Here is a 15,731-nt window from a genome sequence, read left to right on the forward strand (position 1 = left end):
TCCTCCGTCGCTGCGCCGAACGTTGATTACCGCTCGACTATTCGGCGAAATTTCGCGCGGTAATCACCGTTCGCGCGGTTGGGCGGCGGGTTTGGCGCAGACGCCCGGGTGCACCTCGACGCGCAGCAGGTCGTCGCCCAGTTCGATCTGCCGGTCGAACCGCGACGCGGCCAGTGCCCGCCACTCGTCCTCCTGGCCCGGTTCGATCGCCGGCACGTAGTGGGTCAGGACGAGGATCCCGACGCCCGCGCGGGCCGCCGTCTCGGCGGCCTCTTCCACCGAGGAGTGGTAGTCGCAGATGTCGCGGATCCGCTGCATCGGCATCTTGTCGATCAAGTCCTTGCGGATCACGGTGTGCACCAATGCGCCTGCGCCGGTGGCCAATTCGTCGAGGCTGTCGCAGGGGACGGTGTCGCCGGCCAACACCACCGACGCGTCGGCGTGCTCGACGCGGAACCCGATCGTCGGGGCCACGGGCCGGTGGTCGGTGGGCCCGACCCGAATCGTCACGCCGCCGCTGTTCCAGACCTCGCCGTCGGTGTACTCGAACACCTGCACCGGCGGCGGGGCGTTCAGGTCGGCGTGGTGGGCGATGCGGTACCCGATGTCGAAACCGAACGCCTTGAGCGTGGCGTCGACGACCTCGGCGGTGCCGGGCGGGCCGATGATCGGCAGCGGCGCCGGATCGGGGGTGAACGTCGACACCCACCGCGTGATGATGACGTCGCCGAGGTCGGCGATGTGGTCGCTGTGCAGATGCGTCAGCAGCAGCGCCGTCAGTCCGCCCGCGCCCGCTCCCGCGGCGGTCAGCCGCTGCTGCACACCGCGGCCGCAGTCCACCAGGAACGTCTGTCCGCCGGCGCGGACGAGCGTCGACGGACCGGCCCGCCGAGCGTCGGGGATCGGGCTGCCGGTGCCGAGCAGGGTGACCTCGATCATGCCCCCACATATACCTGACGCGGTCGTCAAAAGGGCGTTATTCGCGGCCGGCCGACACCCAGCTCATGTCCTCGAAGCGGGTGCCGCTGACGGCCGCGCCCGCCGCTTCCAGCGCGTCGAGTTGCTCGGGCGTCAGCGTGACCGCCAGGGAGCCCACGTTCTCCGCGATGCGTGCGGCCCGCCGGGTGCCCGGGATCGGCACCGAGCTCACCCCGAGCGCGTCGGCCCGGTTGCGCAGCCACGCCAGCGCGACCTGCGCCGGTGTGGCCCCCTGCTGCTCGGCGACCGACGTGACCGCGTCGACCACCGCCAGGTTGGCGTCGAGCGCGTCGTCGCGGAACCGCGGCATGGTCTTCCGAAAGTCGTTGGCCGAGGCCAGGTCTGCGCGGGATCGCACAGCGCCGGCCAGAAAGCCCCTGCCCAGCGGCGAGTAGGGCACGAAACCGACGCCGAGTTCGACAGCCGCCGGCACCACGTTGCGTTCGACGTCGCGGCTCCAGATCGACCACTCGCTCTGCACGGCGGCGATCGGATGGACCGCGACGGCGGCGCGCAGCTCGTCGGCGGTGACCTCTGAGAGCCCGAGGTGCCGGACCTTGCCGGCCGCCACCAGCTCGGCCATCGCGCCCACCGTCTCCTCGATCGGCACGGACGTGTCGCGCCGATGCATGTAGTAGAGGTCGACGACGTCGGTCTGCAGCCGCTGCAGGCTCTCGTCGAGGCACTGCCGCACGTAGGCCGCGTCGCCCCGAATGCGGGGTCGACCGGCCGCGCGGTCGGTCGGGTTGCCGGCGATGCCGAATTTCGTTGCCAGCGTGACCTCGTCGCGCCGGTCGGCCAGCAGGCGCGCGATGAGCCGCTCGTTGTCGCCGTTGCCGTAGATGTTGGCGGTGTCGATGAAGGTGACGCCCAGATCGATGCTGCGGTGCAGGGTGGCCAGCGACTCGACGTCATCGACGTCGCCGTACACCGGCGTCAGCGCCATTGCTCCGAAACCGATTGCACTGACTGATAATTCGTCGCCGAGCGATACCGTCGGTACGTTGTTGGCTGTTGTCACGGTGCTCCCTTCGTTCCAGCGGTGCAGCCGATCCGGGACGGGCTTTATTCCGGGTTCAGCCGACCCAGTCGGTGATCGGTGGCCAGTCCGCCTGTGTGCCAGGGTCGGGGGCCCAGGCGACGGAATTGAGGACCCGCTCGAAGGTTTCCGTCGACCTCGACTCGCCGGGCGGGTCCATGTCGAACTGCACATAGACGCCGGGAGCCAGGAGGATCGCGGCCCAGAACAGCGACCCGTCGTAGCGACCGGCCCGGCCGCCGATCGCCCTGTCGACCTCGGCGCGGTGTGACCCGTCGGTGAACTCGTCGCGGTCCAGGATGCGCACCGACAGCGATCCGGTCGGGGCCGCCTCGTCCCGGCACTTCTGTTCCTTCGTCAGGGTGACGCACGGACCGAACCCCAACACGGTGCCGACGTCGCTGTCGGGGGAGTAGATCGGCTGGTAGGTGGTGTGCACGTGGACCAGCGGCAGCTGCGGGGGCACCGCGCCCAAGCGAAGCGGCGCCCGGACCGCGGTGCGTTCGTCGGGTCGCAGCGCGCGGGCGAGTTCGAGCAGGCGGTCGCGGCCGGCGGTGACGGGCGTCAGGCCCCGCGCCGTGGCCCAAGCGTCGTCGGCGTACTCCCAGGTGAGCGTCGCGTCGCGGAATCCGTCGGGCTCGGGGGCGGTGTTCTCGCCGAAGGGCCGGAAGAACCCGGCGCGGCCGTCGACGTCGACCGGTTGGCCGGAGCGCACCGTCGCGGGGTCGAATCTGCCCGGGGCGTAGACCTTCACGTACGCCGTCGGCGGGTTCACCCCGCAGCCCTGGCACGGGCTCGGCGTTCCCGTCTCGTCGGTCGGCCGGAAGCCGAACAGCTGGAAGTCCGGGGTGATGTGGCGTTCGAGGTCGACCCAGTTCCACGGCTGGGTCTTCGCGAAGCTCATCCACCGCGGATCGATCAGGCCGGCGACGGCGGGCGGAGTGACCGGCGCGGATGAAGTGGAGGCCGGCGGCGACGGGGACGTGCCACCGCAGCCGACGAGGGCCGCGGTGACACCCAGGGTGGCTGCGAGCGCAGCGCACCGAAGCCACCTCACCGCCGGGAACCTAGCCGAGCCCGTCGCGTGCTGCAGCGAAACGCGACGAGCGGCATTTCCTGGCATTGACGGCGGAAGCCACCTAGCCTGTGACGTACATCACGAGGGAGGCTTCGATGCGGATCGCCGATGTGTTGCGCACCAAAGGGGCCGCGGTGGCCACGATCACGCCGGAGACGTCGGTCTCGGGGCTGCTGACCGAACTGACCGTGCACAACATCGGCGCGATGGTGGTGGTGTCGCCCGACGGTGTGGTCGGCATCGTCTCCGAGCGCGACGTCGTGCGGGCCCTGCACACCCGTGGCGCCGAACTGCTGCGCGCGCCGGTGTCGGAGATCATGACCAGCTTCGTGGCGACGTGCGCCCCGACCGATTCCGTCGACAGCCTCAGCGCGCTGATGACGACGAACCGGGTGCGCCATGTCCCCGTGATGGAGAACGGCAGGCTGGCGGGCATCGTGAGCATCGGCGACGTGGTCAAGACCCGGATGGAAGAACTCGAGGCGCAGCAGGAGCAGCTGCAGGCCTACATCACCCGTGGCTGACATCGAGGTCGCGGCCGCGCAGCGGGGCGACGTGCGGCAGATGGCCGCGGTGCTGGCGCGTGCCTTCGACCGCGATCCGGTGATGATGTGGATGGTGCCCGACGACGCCGGTCGCGGGCGCGCGTTGGAGCGGATGTTCGCGACGATGGTCCGCCACCACTTCCTGCGCACCGGGGCGCCCGAGGTCGCCGGCGGTGGCCGGGTCGGCGCCGCGGCGCTGTGGGACCCGCCGGGACAGTGGAAGCAGTCGCGGCTGCAGGAGCTGCGGATGATGCCGGGGTTCATCCGCGCGTTCGGCAGGAATGTGCAACGGGGCCAAGAGGTTTCGGAGTTGATGAAAGAAAAGCACCCTGAGGAGCCGCACTGGTATCTCGCGGTGATCGGCAGCGACCCCACCGTGCGCGGCACCGGGTTCGGGCAAGCCTTGATGCGGTCGCGGCTGGACCGCTGCGACGCCGAGTACGCGCCGGCGTATCTGGAGTCGAGCAACCCGGACAACATCCCGTACTACGAGCGGTTCGGGTTCCGGGTGACCGGCGAGATCAGGCTCCCTGAGGGTGGGCCGTCGTTGTGGCCGATGTGGCGGCAGCCGGCCTAGCTCCAGGAGTATTCGGCGCGCAGGCGGCCCGCGACGACCTCGAACTTGTGGCGTTCCAGGATCGCGCCCTCCCGGCGGATGCCCTCCTCGGGCACGTCGAGCACCCGGTCCAACCGGACCCAGCTCTCGCGGCCCTCGAAGTCCCAGGTGCCCTTTCCGATGCCGACCCAGTTCGGGTCGTCGCGGTGATGGTCCTGGCTCGACAGCATCAGCCCGAGCAGCGTGGCGCGGTCGCGCCCGACGACCAGCACCGGCCGGTCCTTGCCCTGCGTCGGGTCGTCCTCGTAGACCACCCAGGTCCACACGATCTCGCCCGGGTCGGCGCGGCCGTCGAGGTCGGGCGCGTAGACGATCTTGCGGGCGCGGTGCGCGGTCGGAACGGCGTTGTTGGTGATGGGCCTGCCCGCGGTGATCGCCACTGCCTCCTGTTTCGGGGCGCCCGCGATCGCGTCCAGGCCGATCCGGATGCCCTGCTGGATGCCGCGCTGCACGGTCTCGGACTGGCCGATCTGGCGGATGAACTTCGGCGCCTCGTTGAACACCAGGTTCTCCGCGAATCTCTGAAACGATTTCCACGGCGGAGCCATGTTTTCGAGCATAAGTGAGGCCCGCTCGGCGCGATTGTGTGCGGGGGCCGTGACCTCGATACGCTGTTGGCAACCCCCGCACCCATCTACCAGGAGATTCCCATCAGCAGTTTCGCCGACCGGACATTCACGGCGCCGGCGCAGATCCGGAACTTCTGCATCATCGCCCATATCGATCACGGCAAATCGACATTGGCCGACCGGATGCTGCAACTGACCGGCGTCGTCGACGAGCGCTCGATGCGGGCCCAGTACCTGGACCGGATGGACATCGAGCGTGAGCGGGGCATCACGATCAAGGCGCAGAACGTCCGGCTGCCCTGGACGGTCGACGGTGTCGACCATGTCCTGCACCTGATCGACACCCCGGGCCACGTCGACTTCACCTACGAGGTGTCGCGCGCGCTGGAGGCCTGCGAGGGTGCGGTGCTGCTGGTCGACGCCGCCCAGGGCATCGAGGCGCAGACGCTGGCCAACCTCTACCTGGCGCTCGACCGCGACCTGCACATCATCCCGGTGCTCAACAAGATCGACCTGCCCGCCGCCGACCCCGACCGCTACGCCGCCGAACTCGCCCACATCATCGGCTGCGAACCCACCGACGTGCTGCGGGTGTCCGGCAAGACCGGTGCGGGCGTGACCGAACTGCTCGACCACGTCGTGCGCGAGGTGCCGCCGCCGGTCGGAGACCCCGATGCGCCGGCGCGGGCGATGATCTTCGACTCGGTCTATGACACCTACCGCGGCGTCGTCACCTACGTGCGCGTCGTCGACGGCAAGATCGTCCCGCGCGAACGCATCAAGATGATGTCCACCGGCGCCCACCACGAACTTCTCGAGGTCGGCATCGTCTCGCCGGAACCCAAGGCCTCCGACGGACTCGGCGTCGGCGAGGTCGGCTACCTCATCACCGGCGTCAAGGACGTCCGCCAGTCGAAGGTCGGTGACACCGTCACGACCGCGCGCCACGGCGCCCAGGAACCGCTCACCGGCTACCGCGAACCGCGGCCGATGGTGTACTCCGGGTTGTATCCCGTCGACGGCTCGGACTACCCGGACCTGCGCGAGGCGCTGGACAAGCTGCAACTCAACGACGCCGCGCTGACCTACGAGCCGGAGACGTCGGTGGCGCTGGGCTTCGGGTTCCGCAGCGGGTTCCTGGGGCTGCTGCACATGGAGATCACCCGCGAGCGGCTCGAGCGGGAGTTCAACCTCGACCTGATCTCGACGTCGCCCAACGTGGTGTACCGCGTCGAGAAGGAGGACGGCACCGAACTCGTCGTCACCAATCCGTCGGACTGGCCCGACGGCAAGATCCGCAACGTCTGGGAACCGGTGGTCAAGACCACGATCATCGCGCCCAGCGAGTTCATCGGCACGATCATGGAGCTGTGCCAGTCGCGGCGCGGCGAACTCGGCGGCATGGACTACCTGTCGCCGGAGCGCGTGGAACTGCGCTACACCATGCCGCTCGGCGAGATCATCTTCGACTTCTTCGACGCGCTGAAGTCACGCACCCGCGGCTACGCCAGCCTCGACTACGAGGAGGCCGGCGAGCAGGAGGCCGATCTGGTCAAGGTCGACATCCTGCTGCAGGGCGAACCGGTCGACGCGTTCAGCGCGATCGTGCACAAGGAGTCGGCCTACGCCTACGGCAACAAGATGACCACCAAGCTCAAGGAGCTGATCCCGCGCCAGCAGTTCGAGGTTCCGGTGCAGGCGGCGATCGGTTCCAAGATCATTGCTCGCGAAAACATCCGCGCGATCCGCAAAGACGTGCTATCGAAGTGCTACGGCGGCGACATCACGCGCAAGCGCAAGCTGCTCGAGAAGCAGAAGGAAGGCAAGAAGCGGATGAAGACCATCGGCCGGGTCGAGGTGCCGCAGGAGGCGTTCGTCGCCGCGCTGTCCACCGACTCGTCCGCCGACAAGGCCAAGAAGTAGCCGTCGATGCGCGCGGCGGCGATGACGGTGGCGGCGGCCGGCGCGTGCGTGATCCTGGCGGGCTGCTCGACGCCGACCGCTGAGCCGCCCGTCGTGCAGATCGCCGAGGCCGTGCAACCGTCACCGGACCGCACCCTGGACCGGGCGCTGCCGACGGCCGAGGAGATGAGCACCATGTTCGGCGCGGCCGGGTTCATGGGTCAGCTCGTCGAGGGCGGCCCCGACATGCTGCTGCAAGGGGTGCGCGAGGCCGAGGCGACGCCGGTCGACTGTGTCAGCACCGGCTACCAACTGCAGAAGGTCGTCTACCAGTCCGCCCCGGTGCGGTCGGTGGTCAGCCAGTCATGGGCGGGCGGAGATGCCAACGGCCCCACCGCGACCGGGTTCTTCGGCGTGGTCCAGTTCGCCGACGGCGACACCGCCGAGCAGTTCTTCGCCGCGTCGGCCGACAAGTGGCACCGCTGCAACGGGCAGACCCTGAACCTGCGCCAACCCGAGCACGGTGCCGACGGATCCAGCCGGATCACCGACGTGGGTGTCGACTCCCGGATCGTGTCGGCGGTGGTGATGCAGGACGCCGGGTCGACGGTGCAACGCGCGCTCGGCGTCGCGGCGGATTGCGTTGTGGACGTGGAGATCACCGATGTGGCCGGGCCCACCGCGACCGGTGCGCGCGACGCTGTCGCGGTGGCCAACCTGATGCTGCAGAAGCTCGGCGGGCGCTGAACCGGCCGCGGTCGAATTGACGGCCACCGCCCGAATTTGCCGGACGTCGGTCACAATTACGCGGTGACCTACATCGGTACGGCGTCGCGGCTGGCTGTGGCCGGCGCCGTCTTGGCGGTATCGGCGCTGCTCAGCGGCTGTGTGAGCACGGTGTCGGGGACGGCGGTGCGCGGGCCGGGCGGCGGCCGCCTCGACGTCCCGCCGCTGGAGGCGACTCAACTCGACGACGTGTTGCTGACCATCGGCGAGGTGAACGGCATCATGGGCTCGACGACGATGGAGGTCACCGCCGAGCTCGAGGAGATGACCGACCACTCCGACGTCGTGTCCGACCCCGACTGCCTCGGCGCGATCTACGGCGCCGAGGAACCGGTGTACGCCGGCAGCGGATGGACCGACATGCGCGACCAGGTGGCCCGCGAACCCGACGAGGACAACGAGCACTGGGTCGAGCAGACCGCGGTGCTCTACCCGTCGGCCGACGACGCGCAGCAGTTCTTCGAGGATTCCAAAGCCGCGTGGGAAGACTGCGGCAATTCGACTGTCGTCGTGACGAGTTCGGGCGACGACTACCTGTGGTCGCTGGACGAGTTGCAGGCCGAGGACACGCTGATCACTCAGGTGACCACGCAGCAGGACGCCGAGGGCTGGGCGTGTCAGCATGCGCTGTCGGTGGTGTCGAACCTGACCGCCGAGGCGTGGGCGTGCGGCTACTCCATCACCGACGAGGGCGCCGCGATCGCGACGGGGATGGCCGAGAACGCGGCCGGATAGCCGGAACGTGCGGTCGGGTTAACCCCCGCCCGGGCGGCGGGTCAGCCCCATTTCGTCACACGCCGGCGCGCCATAGCGTCGCTGCATGCGGACGACGCCTCGGGGAGTGCGGTCGATGCTCGCTGCGCTGGTCGTCGTGGCGGCGCTCAATTGTCTGCTGCCGCCGCTCGTCCCGCCTTCGGTCCCGGCCCTCCGCCTTCCGCTGTGGGTCGCGATCGCCGTCCTGAGCGTCGCCCTGGTGTGGCCCCGAGCGACCCGGGTGGTTCGGCTGAGCGTGGGCTGGCTGCTGGTCCTCGCGACGGTGGGGCAGGCGTTCGTCGTCGGCGACCTGATCGCGATGTTCGCCACGCTGTTGGCGGTGCCGGTGCTCGCGCTGCTCGCCGGGCCGCTGCGGCCCAGGCCGCGCAAGGCTCTGGTCGCCGCCCACGCCGTCGCTGCCGCGTGCTGGGTCGGCATTGCGGCGACGTTCGTCGCCATGGCGGTGCTTGCTATGTCCACCAACGACATTCACCGCTCGGCGACGGTGTATGAACTCATGGCGCTGTTCGACATCACGCTGCTGCCGTGGGCCAACTTCGCCACGATCCTCACCGGTGTCGGGTTGAGCCTCACGACGAAGTGGGGGCTGCTGCGGTACCGGTGGGTCGTCGCGAAGATCGCCATCGCGGCGGGAATCCTCATGATGGCGTTCGGCTTTCTGCACGACAGCCTCGAACGCGTCGGCGCGGAGGCCACGCAACTGGCGGCGCGCGGGGCCGCGACCGCGCACCTGTCCGGCACCGCCGACGTCGTCCTGTGGAGTTTCGGGTGCGCGCTGCTCGGCCTCATCGCCGCGCTGCTGTTGTCGCTGTACAAGCCCGGCGGGCGGACCCGGCGCGCCGCGGGCGACCTACATCGGGGCGTTCGCCGGCACGAACACGCCTGAGCTGTCGGCTTCCTCCTCGGCGCGGATCACATGCACCACCGCGTTGATCAACGCCAGGTGGGTGAACGCCTGCGGGAAGTTGCCCAGATGCCGGCCGGTGCGCGGTTCGATCTCCTCGGCGTACAGGTGCAGCGGGCTGGCGAACGACAGCAGCCGCTCACACAGGTGCTTGGCCCGGCTGATCTCGCCGATCTCCACCAGCGCGGAAACCAACCAGAACGAGCAGATCGTGAAAGTGCCTTCCTCGCCGGACAATCCGTCGTCGGTCTCCTCGACGCGGTAGCGCAGCACCAGGCCTTCCTCGGTGAGCTCGTCGGCGATCGCCAGCACCGTGGCCCGCACCCGCGGGTCGTCGGGCGGCAGGAACCGGGTCAGCACGGCCAGCAGCAGCGACGCGTCGAGCGCGTCGTCGCCGTAGCGCTGAGTGAGCACGCCGCGCTTGTCGACGCCGTGCTTGAGCACGTCGGCCTTGATCTCCTCGGCGATCGCGCGCCACTGCTGGGCATAGGACTTCTCGCCTTGCAGCTCAGCGAGTTTCGAGCCGCGGTCCAGCGCCACCCAGCACATGATCTTCGAGCTGGTGAAGTGCTGCGGGTCCCCGCGCACCTCCCAGATGCCGCGGTCCGGTTCCTTCCAGTGCTTGATCGCCTCTTCGACCTGCTGCTTGAGCACCGGCCACAGCGTGTCGGAGATCTGCTCGCGCGATTTGGCGTGCAGATACACCGAATCCAGCATCGTGCCCCAGATGTCGTGCTGCATCTGGTTGTAGGCGCCGTTGCCGATGCGCACCGGCCGCGCACCGTCATAGCCGGACAGGTGGTGCAGCTCTTCCTCGACCAGCGTGCGTTCGCCGCCGACGGCGTACATCACCTGAAGCGGGTGGCGCTCACCGTTGTTCGCGCCGGACACGTCGGCGATGAACGCGAAGAAGTCGTCGGCCTCGCGGTCCAGTCCGAGTGTGTACAGCCCCCACAGCGCGAAGGTGGAGTCACGCACCCACGCATAGCGGTAATCCCAGTTACGTTCGCCCTGCGGGGTTTCCGGCAACGACGTGGTCGGCGCAGCCAGCAGCGCGCCGGTCGGGGAGTAGGTCAGCCCCTTGAGCGTCAACGCGCTGCGCTGCAGATAGGACCGCCACGGGTGATCGGGGAAGTCGCCGACGTTGATCCACTGCCGCCACGCCTCGCTGGTCTGCCACATCTTGTCGGCGGCCTCTTCGTAAGTCTGCGGCGCCGGGTGCTTGGACCACGACAGAGCGACGAACGCGTTGTCGCCCTCCTTCATCCGGGTGCGGGCCCGCGCCTCGTGCCCTTCGAGGCCGAGCCGCAGATTCGTCGTGAGTCGCAGCGTCGGGTGCGCGTCGGCGTCGCGGCTGGCCCGCGCGATCGCCTCGCCGTAGGCCTGCGCCGAGTACTCCCAGGTGGCCGGGATGCGGTGGTAGTCGAACGCCGGCTCGCAGTTCATCACCAGCTCGACCGTGCCGCTGACGCAGCGCACCGTGCGCAGCAGGATGTGCTCGGCGTCCCAGTCCATCGGGGTGCGGCGGTGTGTGCGTGACCGCGTCTCGAGGTCGTGCCACGGACCCATCACCAGCGCCTCGCGCACGATCAGCCAGCCGGTGTGGGTCTGCCAGGTGGTCTCCAGGATCAGGCTGCCCGGCAGGTAGCGCCGCGCGGAGGGCACCGACACCCCGTACGGGCCGAGCCGGAAGTGTCCGGCGCCGCGGTCCAGGATGGCGCCGAACACGCTCGGCGAGTCCGGGCGCGGCACGCACAACCACTCCACCGAACCCGCGGACGAGATCAGGCAGGTGTTCTCGCAGTCGGAGAGAAAACCGTAGTCGGCGATGGGCGGAAACGGGTTGCGCAGCGCCCCGGTGGGCGCGTACGGCGTCGGCGCCGTGATGGTCAGCGGGGTGTTCGCGGCCACGGCCGGCGCGGGCATCGACCCCGCACCCGGCTGCGAAGTCCCGTCCGAGGGTCCGGCTTGCTGCAAAACCATGCCGACATCATCGACTGCGGACCTGCCCGGCGTCCACTCATCGGCCGCGTGTCAGCTCACCGGCGGGCAAACGCCGGGATGTGCTCGGGCAACGGGCCGATCGCCACGGCGTACGCGACCACCCGGCGCAGCAGCGGCGCCCGGCCCGCGACGCGGATCAGCAGCGGCGCGCGCACCGACCCGGGCGACGTCACCGCCACCGCGATCACCCGGCGGTGGACGGTGTGCTGCACGGCCTGGATCAGCGCGGTCGGCAACCAGCGGCGCCGCTGCACGCGGGCCAGGTGCCGGGTGGACACGGTGCCGGTCCGCAGCGGCTCGGCGAGCAGGCGGCCGGCGGCGACGGCGTCGGCCACCGCGAGGTTGATCCCGACGCCGCCCACCGGCGACATCGCGTGCGCGGCGTCGCCGATCAGCAACAGCCCGTCGGTGTACCAGCGCCGCAGCCGGTTGAGCTGCACGTCGAGCAGCTTGACGTCGTCGAACGACGACACCGTCGCCACCCGGTCGGCCAGCCAGGGGACCAGCGTGGCCGCGCCGCGGTGCAGCGCGCCGATGCCGGCCGCGCGCAACTCCGCGTCGCGGCCCTTGGGGATGATGTAGGCGCACTGGAAGTAGTCGCCACGGTCGATGGCCGCGAGCGCGTGCCCCGCGCCGAGCTCACCGGCCAGCCCGGCGGGATCGCCGTCCTCGCGCGGCACGCGGAACCACCAGACGTCCATCGGCGCGCCGAAGTCCTTGGCCTTGAGTCCCATGGCGGCGCGCAACGTCGACGAGCGCCCGTCACAGGCGACGGTCAGTGCCGCGCGCATCTCGCGCACCTCGCCGTCGGTACCGCGGTAACGCACCCCGATCACCGTGTCGCCGTCGAGCAGCGGGCCCAGTACCTCCGTGCTGCGCAGCAACGTGAACGTCGGCTCCTGCTGCGCGGCCGACGCCAGCAGCTCCAGGAAGTCCCACTGCGGCACCAGCGCAATGTGCTTGTGCGGACCCGGAATTCGGCGCAAATCCATCGCCAGCGGGCTGCCCTGCACCGACAGCCGCAGCGTCTCGATCACACGGTGCGGTACTCGGGCGAACTCGTCGCCCAGGCCCAACTCGTCGAGCAACCGCAGCGTGCTCGCGTGCACGGTGTCGCCGCGGAAGTCGCGCAGGAAGTCGGCGTGCTTCTCCATCACCGTGACGTCGACGCCCGCGCGGGCCAGCAGCAGGCCGAGCATCACGCCCGCGGGCCCGCCACCGGCGACGATGCAGGTGGTCCGTTCGGCCGGCACGGCGCCATTCTCGCATCGCATAGGGTGGCGGTGTGGGCGGCTTCCTCAATTGGTGGGACGGCGTCGAACTCTGGTTGACCGGCCTTCCGTTCATCGCCCAGACCGCTGTGGTGATGCCTGTCGTCATCGCGCTGGCCTACGGCATCGCGATGGTGCTCGACGGCGCACTCGGCAACGGCATCAAGTTGCTGCGCCGCGTCCGCCACGACGACCCGGACATCGAACGATGAGGGGCGGGATGCCGAGGTCCCGGGTCACGCTGGTGCTCGTTTTCCTGGTGGTGCTGGTGATCGTCATGTGGCTGCTCACCCGGTGACGTCCGGGAATCCCTCGACAGGAACTTCGCAGCGACTCTGTTAGGCTTCGCGCCATGCAGACGGCGTCCGGCAACAAGAGTGGCCACATCCTGGCCCTCATTGCCGTGGGTTTCAGTGCCGTCGCTGATGTCTGTTGTTGTTGCTGACTCCTCACCCGTCCGCGGTCTGGTGTCGGTGACGGCTGTAAAGGTGACGCCTGAGGGCTGAGCCGTCGGAGCCAGCGCCTTTTCCGTCGAGACGGGGTCCACCGCAGTCCCCCTCAACGAAAGGTCCCCGATGGTCAACATCCGTTCCTGGCGCGCCGCAGCAGCGCTCGCCGCCACCGCCACCCTGCTCGCCGCGTGCGGTGGCGGATCCAGCGACGTCGCCGGCGAAACCGGCGGCGAGAAGGCCGACACGACGCTGACGCTCGTCGCGTACGCCGTGCCCGAGCCCGGCTGGAGCAAGGTCATCCCCGCGTTCGCCGCGACCCCCGAGGGCAAGGGCGTGGGCGTCACCACCTCCTACGGCGCCTCGGGTGACCAGTCCCGCGCGGTCGTCGACGGCAAGCCCGCCGACATCGTGAACTTCTCCGTCGAACCCGACATCACCCGCCTGGTCAAGGCCGACAAGGTGGCCAAGGACTGGAACGCCGACGCCACCAAGGGCATCCCGTTCGGGTCGCTGGTCACGTTCGCGGTGCGGCCCGGCAACCCCAAAGGCATCAAAGACTGGGGCGATCTGCTCAAGCCCGGTGTCGAGGTCATCACGCCCAGCCCGCTGAGCTCCGGCGCCGCCAAGTGGAACCTGTTGGCGCCGTACGCGTGGGCGAGCAAGGGCGGCCAGGACCCGCAGGCCGGCCTGGACTACGTCAACGAGTTGGTCACCCAGCACGTCAAGCTGCGTCCGGGGTCGGGCCGCGAGGCCACCGACGTGTTCCGGCAGGGCAGCGGCGACGTGCTGCTGGCCTACGAGAACGAGGCGCTGAACTTCGACCTCGAGCACGTCAACCCGCCGGAGACCTTCAAGATCGAGAATCCGGTCGCGGTCGTCACCAGCAGCGCGCACCAGGACAAGGCCAATGCGCTGAAGAACTTCCTCTACACCCCGGAGGCGCAGAAGCTGTGGGCCGAGGCCGGCTTCCGGCCCGTCGACCCCGCCGTGGCCGAGGAGTTCAAGGACAAGTTCCCGGCGCCCGCCAAACTGTGGACCGTTGACGACCTCGGCGGTTGGGAGAAACTGGATCCGGAGCTGTTCGACAAGGAGAACGGCAGCATCACCAAGATCTACACCCAGGCGACCGGATGACCTCTCCTGTGACGGCCCGGCCCGAGCTCACCGACAGTGAGCCGGGCCGGGCGTCCAGTTTTCTGGGACGCCGTCATGGGACGACGTCGCTGCGGGTCGGGGCGGCGTCGATCTGGCTGAGCCTGATCGTCCTGCTGCCGCTGGCCGCCATCCTGTGGCAGGCGGTGGGCGGCGGCTGGCGGGCGTTCTGGCTGGCGGTCAGCTCGAACGCGGCCCTCGAGTCGTTCAAGGTGACGCTGACCGTGTCCTTCGGCGTGACGGCGGTCAACCTGTTCTTCGGGCTGCTGGTCGCGTGGGTGCTGACCCGCGACGACTTTCCGGGTAAGCGGCTGGTCGACTCCGTGATCGACCTGCCGTTCGCGCTGCCGACGATCGTCGCCAGCCTGGTGATGCTCGCGCTGTACGGACCCGCCAGCCCGGTCGGGCTGCATCTTCAGCACACCAAGTGGGGAATCGGGGTGGCGCTGCTGTTCGTCACGCTGCCGTTCGTGGTGCGCTCGGTGCAACCGGTGCTGTTGGAACTCGACCGCGAAACCGAGGAGGCCGCGGCGTCGCTGGGCGCCAACAACTGGGTGATCTTCACCCGGGTGATCCTGCCCGCGCTGCTACCCGCGCTGCTGTCCGGTGCGGGGCTGGCCTTTTCGCGCGCGATCGGCGAGTTCGGGTCGGTGGTGCTGATCGGCGGTGCCGTCCCGGGTGAGACCGAGGTCTCGTCGCAGTGGATCCGCACCCTGATCGAGAACGACGACCGCACCGGCGCGGCCGCCATTTCGATTGTGCTGCTGTTGATCTCGTTCGTGGTGCTGTTCGTCTTGCGGGCGGTCGGGTCCCGTGCGGCCAAACGGGAGGAGTTGTCGCAGTGATCCTGTCGCCGCCGGTGAAGTACCTCCTGCGCTTCCTCGCGCTGGCCTACATCGTGATCCTGGTCGTCGTGCCGGTGGGGCTGATCCTGTGGCGCACCTTCGCGCCCGGTTTCGGCGAGTTCGTCGCGTCGATCACCACACCGGCGGCGATCTCGGCGCTGAACCTGTCACTGCTGGTGGTGGCGATCGTGGTGCCGCTCAACGTGCTGTTCGGGGTGCCGACGGCGTTGGTGTTGGCGCGCAACCGGTTTCGCGGCAAGAGCGCGCTGCAGGCCGTGATCGATCTGCCGTTCGCGGTGTCGCCGGTCGTGGTGGGTGTGGCGCTGATCCTGCTGTGGGGTTCGGCGGGACTGTTCGGGTTCGTGGAGAACAACCTCGGCCTCAAGATCATCTTCGGCTTCCCGGGTATCGTGCTGGCCAGCGTGTTCGTCACGGTGCCGTTCGTGATCCGCGAGGTCGAACCGGTGTTGCACGAGATCGGCACCGATCAGGAGGAAGCCGCCGCCACGCTCGGATCGCAGTGGTGGCAGACGTTTTGGCGGGTCACGTTGCCGTCGATCCGGTGGGGTCTGACGTACGGCGTGGTGCTCACCATCGCGCGCACGCTCGGCGAGTACGGCGCGGTGCTGATGGTGTCGTCCAACCTGCCCGGGTCCTCGCAGACGCTCACGCTGTTGGTGTCCGAACGCTACGCCCGCGGTGCCGAGTACGGCGCCTACGCGGTGTCGACGCTGTTGATGACGGTGGCGGTGGTGGTGCTGGTCGCGCAGGTGGTGCTCGACGCCCGCCGGATCCGGGCGAGCAAATAGGTTCAGG

Annotated in this window: 17 protein-coding genes; 11 read left to right on the plus strand and 6 right to left on the minus strand. The window is 69.3% G+C overall.

Annotated elements, in window-relative coordinates; translation table 11 throughout:
* Nucleotides 1–63: 63 nt before the first annotated feature.
* The 3 genes from BLW81_RS17105 to BLW81_RS17115 are packed head-to-tail and all read right to left on the minus strand — an operon-like array spanning nt 64 to nt 3,074.
* Complete coding sequence (locus BLW81_RS17105; RefSeq protein WP_083408201.1) at nt 64–939, minus strand: ribonuclease Z; 876 nt, start codon at nt 937–939, stop codon at nt 64–66.
* 37 nt (nt 940–976) lie between these two features.
* Complete coding sequence (locus BLW81_RS17110) at nt 977–1,999, minus strand: aldo/keto reductase (RefSeq protein ID WP_083408202.1); 1,023 nt, start codon at nt 1,997–1,999, stop codon at nt 977–979.
* Nucleotides 2,000–2,054: 55 nt separating this feature from the next.
* Entirely contained in the window at nt 2,055–3,074 is a 1,020-nt protein-coding gene (locus tag BLW81_RS17115; protein ID WP_157897721.1) for a hypothetical protein, read from the minus strand.
* Nucleotides 3,075–3,190: 116 nt separating this feature from the next.
* On the opposite strand from BLW81_RS17115, the gene BLW81_RS17120 reads away from it, so the two are divergent.
* Nucleotides 3,191–3,619: a CBS domain-containing protein gene (locus tag BLW81_RS17120; protein WP_083410607.1), complete on the plus strand. Its 429-nt coding sequence runs from the start codon at nt 3,191–3,193 to the stop codon at nt 3,617–3,619.
* Nucleotides 3,612–4,217, plus strand: a complete 606-nt coding sequence (locus BLW81_RS17125; RefSeq protein WP_173839637.1) for a GNAT family N-acetyltransferase — start codon at nt 3,612–3,614, stop codon at nt 4,215–4,217. The genes BLW81_RS17120 and BLW81_RS17125 overlap by 8 nt, the downstream gene beginning before the upstream one ends.
* On the opposite strand, the gene BLW81_RS17130 is transcribed toward BLW81_RS17125, so the two are convergent.
* Entirely contained in the window at nt 4,214–4,816 is a 603-nt protein-coding gene (locus BLW81_RS17130; protein ID WP_083408204.1) for a type II toxin-antitoxin system PemK/MazF family toxin, read from the minus strand. The genes BLW81_RS17125 and BLW81_RS17130 overlap by 4 nt on opposite strands.
* Before the next feature lie 54 nt (nt 4,817–4,870).
* On the opposite strand from BLW81_RS17130, the gene lepA reads away from it, so the two are divergent.
* The 4 genes from lepA (at nt 4,871) to BLW81_RS17150 (ending at nt 9,173) form a co-directional block, all read left to right on the plus strand.
* Nucleotides 4,871–6,748 (plus strand): translation elongation factor 4, encoded by a 1,878-nt coding sequence (gene lepA, locus BLW81_RS17135; protein ID WP_407662268.1) that lies wholly within the window; start codon nt 4,871–4,873, stop codon nt 6,746–6,748.
* Nucleotides 6,749–6,754: 6 nt separating this feature from the next.
* The gene (locus tag BLW81_RS17140) at nt 6,755–7,474 is read left to right on the plus strand and encodes a sensor domain-containing protein (protein ID WP_083408206.1); all 720 of its coding nucleotides are present in this window, start codon (nt 6,755–6,757) and stop codon (nt 7,472–7,474) included.
* Between the two features lie 72 nt (nt 7,475–7,546).
* Nucleotides 7,547–8,248: a sensor domain-containing protein gene (locus BLW81_RS17145; RefSeq protein WP_083410608.1), complete on the plus strand. Its 702-nt coding sequence runs from the start codon at nt 7,547–7,549 to the stop codon at nt 8,246–8,248.
* 85 nt (nt 8,249–8,333) lie between these two features.
* Nucleotides 8,334–9,173 carry a hypothetical protein gene (locus BLW81_RS17150; RefSeq protein WP_157897723.1) on the plus strand — a complete coding sequence of 280 codons (840 nt, stop codon included), beginning with the start codon at nt 8,334–8,336 and terminating at the stop codon, nt 9,171–9,173.
* On the opposite strand, the gene BLW81_RS17155 is transcribed toward BLW81_RS17150, so the two are convergent.
* Together BLW81_RS17155 and BLW81_RS17160 are read right to left on the minus strand one after the other, a co-directional pair.
* Nucleotides 9,138–11,174 carry a glycoside hydrolase family 15 protein gene (locus BLW81_RS17155; RefSeq protein ID WP_083408208.1) on the minus strand — a complete coding sequence of 679 codons (2,037 nt, stop codon included), beginning with the start codon at nt 11,172–11,174 and terminating at the stop codon, nt 9,138–9,140. The two genes, BLW81_RS17150 and BLW81_RS17155, sit on opposite strands and share 36 nt — an antisense overlap.
* A gap of 56 nt (nt 11,175–11,230) precedes the next feature.
* Nucleotides 11,231–12,469 carry an FAD-dependent oxidoreductase gene (locus BLW81_RS17160; protein WP_083408209.1) on the minus strand — a complete coding sequence of 413 codons (1,239 nt, stop codon included), beginning with the start codon at nt 12,467–12,469 and terminating at the stop codon, nt 11,231–11,233.
* Between the two features lie 11 nt (nt 12,470–12,480).
* Between BLW81_RS17160 and BLW81_RS17165 the strand changes: the two genes are divergently transcribed.
* The 5 genes from BLW81_RS17165 to cysW all read left to right on the plus strand — a co-directional run bounded on the left by BLW81_RS17165 (nt 12,481) and on the right by cysW (nt 15,724).
* On the plus strand, nt 12,481–12,678 hold the full coding sequence (locus BLW81_RS17165; protein WP_083408210.1) for a hypothetical protein: 198 nt from the start codon (nt 12,481–12,483) through the stop codon (nt 12,676–12,678).
* 140 nt (nt 12,679–12,818) lie between these two features.
* Complete coding sequence (locus BLW81_RS30285; protein ID WP_407662269.1) at nt 12,819–12,911, plus strand: Ms4533A family Cys-rich leader peptide; 93 nt, start codon at nt 12,819–12,821, stop codon at nt 12,909–12,911.
* Between the two features lie 130 nt (nt 12,912–13,041).
* Nucleotides 13,042–14,052 (plus strand): sulfate ABC transporter substrate-binding protein, encoded by a 1,011-nt coding sequence (locus BLW81_RS17170; protein ID WP_083408211.1) that lies wholly within the window; start codon nt 13,042–13,044, stop codon nt 14,050–14,052.
* On the plus strand, nt 14,049–14,915 hold the full coding sequence (gene cysT, locus BLW81_RS17175) for a sulfate ABC transporter permease subunit CysT (RefSeq protein WP_083408212.1): 867 nt from the start codon (nt 14,049–14,051) through the stop codon (nt 14,913–14,915). Before BLW81_RS17170 ends, cysT begins: the two co-directional genes overlap by 4 nt.
* On the plus strand, nt 14,912–15,724 hold the full coding sequence (gene cysW, locus BLW81_RS17180) for a sulfate ABC transporter permease subunit CysW (protein WP_083408213.1): 813 nt from the start codon (nt 14,912–14,914) through the stop codon (nt 15,722–15,724). The genes cysT and cysW overlap by 4 nt, the downstream gene beginning before the upstream one ends.
* The last annotated feature ends 7 nt before the right edge of the window (nt 15,725–15,731 follow it).

The organism is Mycolicibacterium rutilum (assembly GCF_900108565.1).
Taxonomy (GTDB): domain Bacteria; phylum Actinomycetota; class Actinomycetes; order Mycobacteriales; family Mycobacteriaceae; genus Mycobacterium; species Mycobacterium rutilum.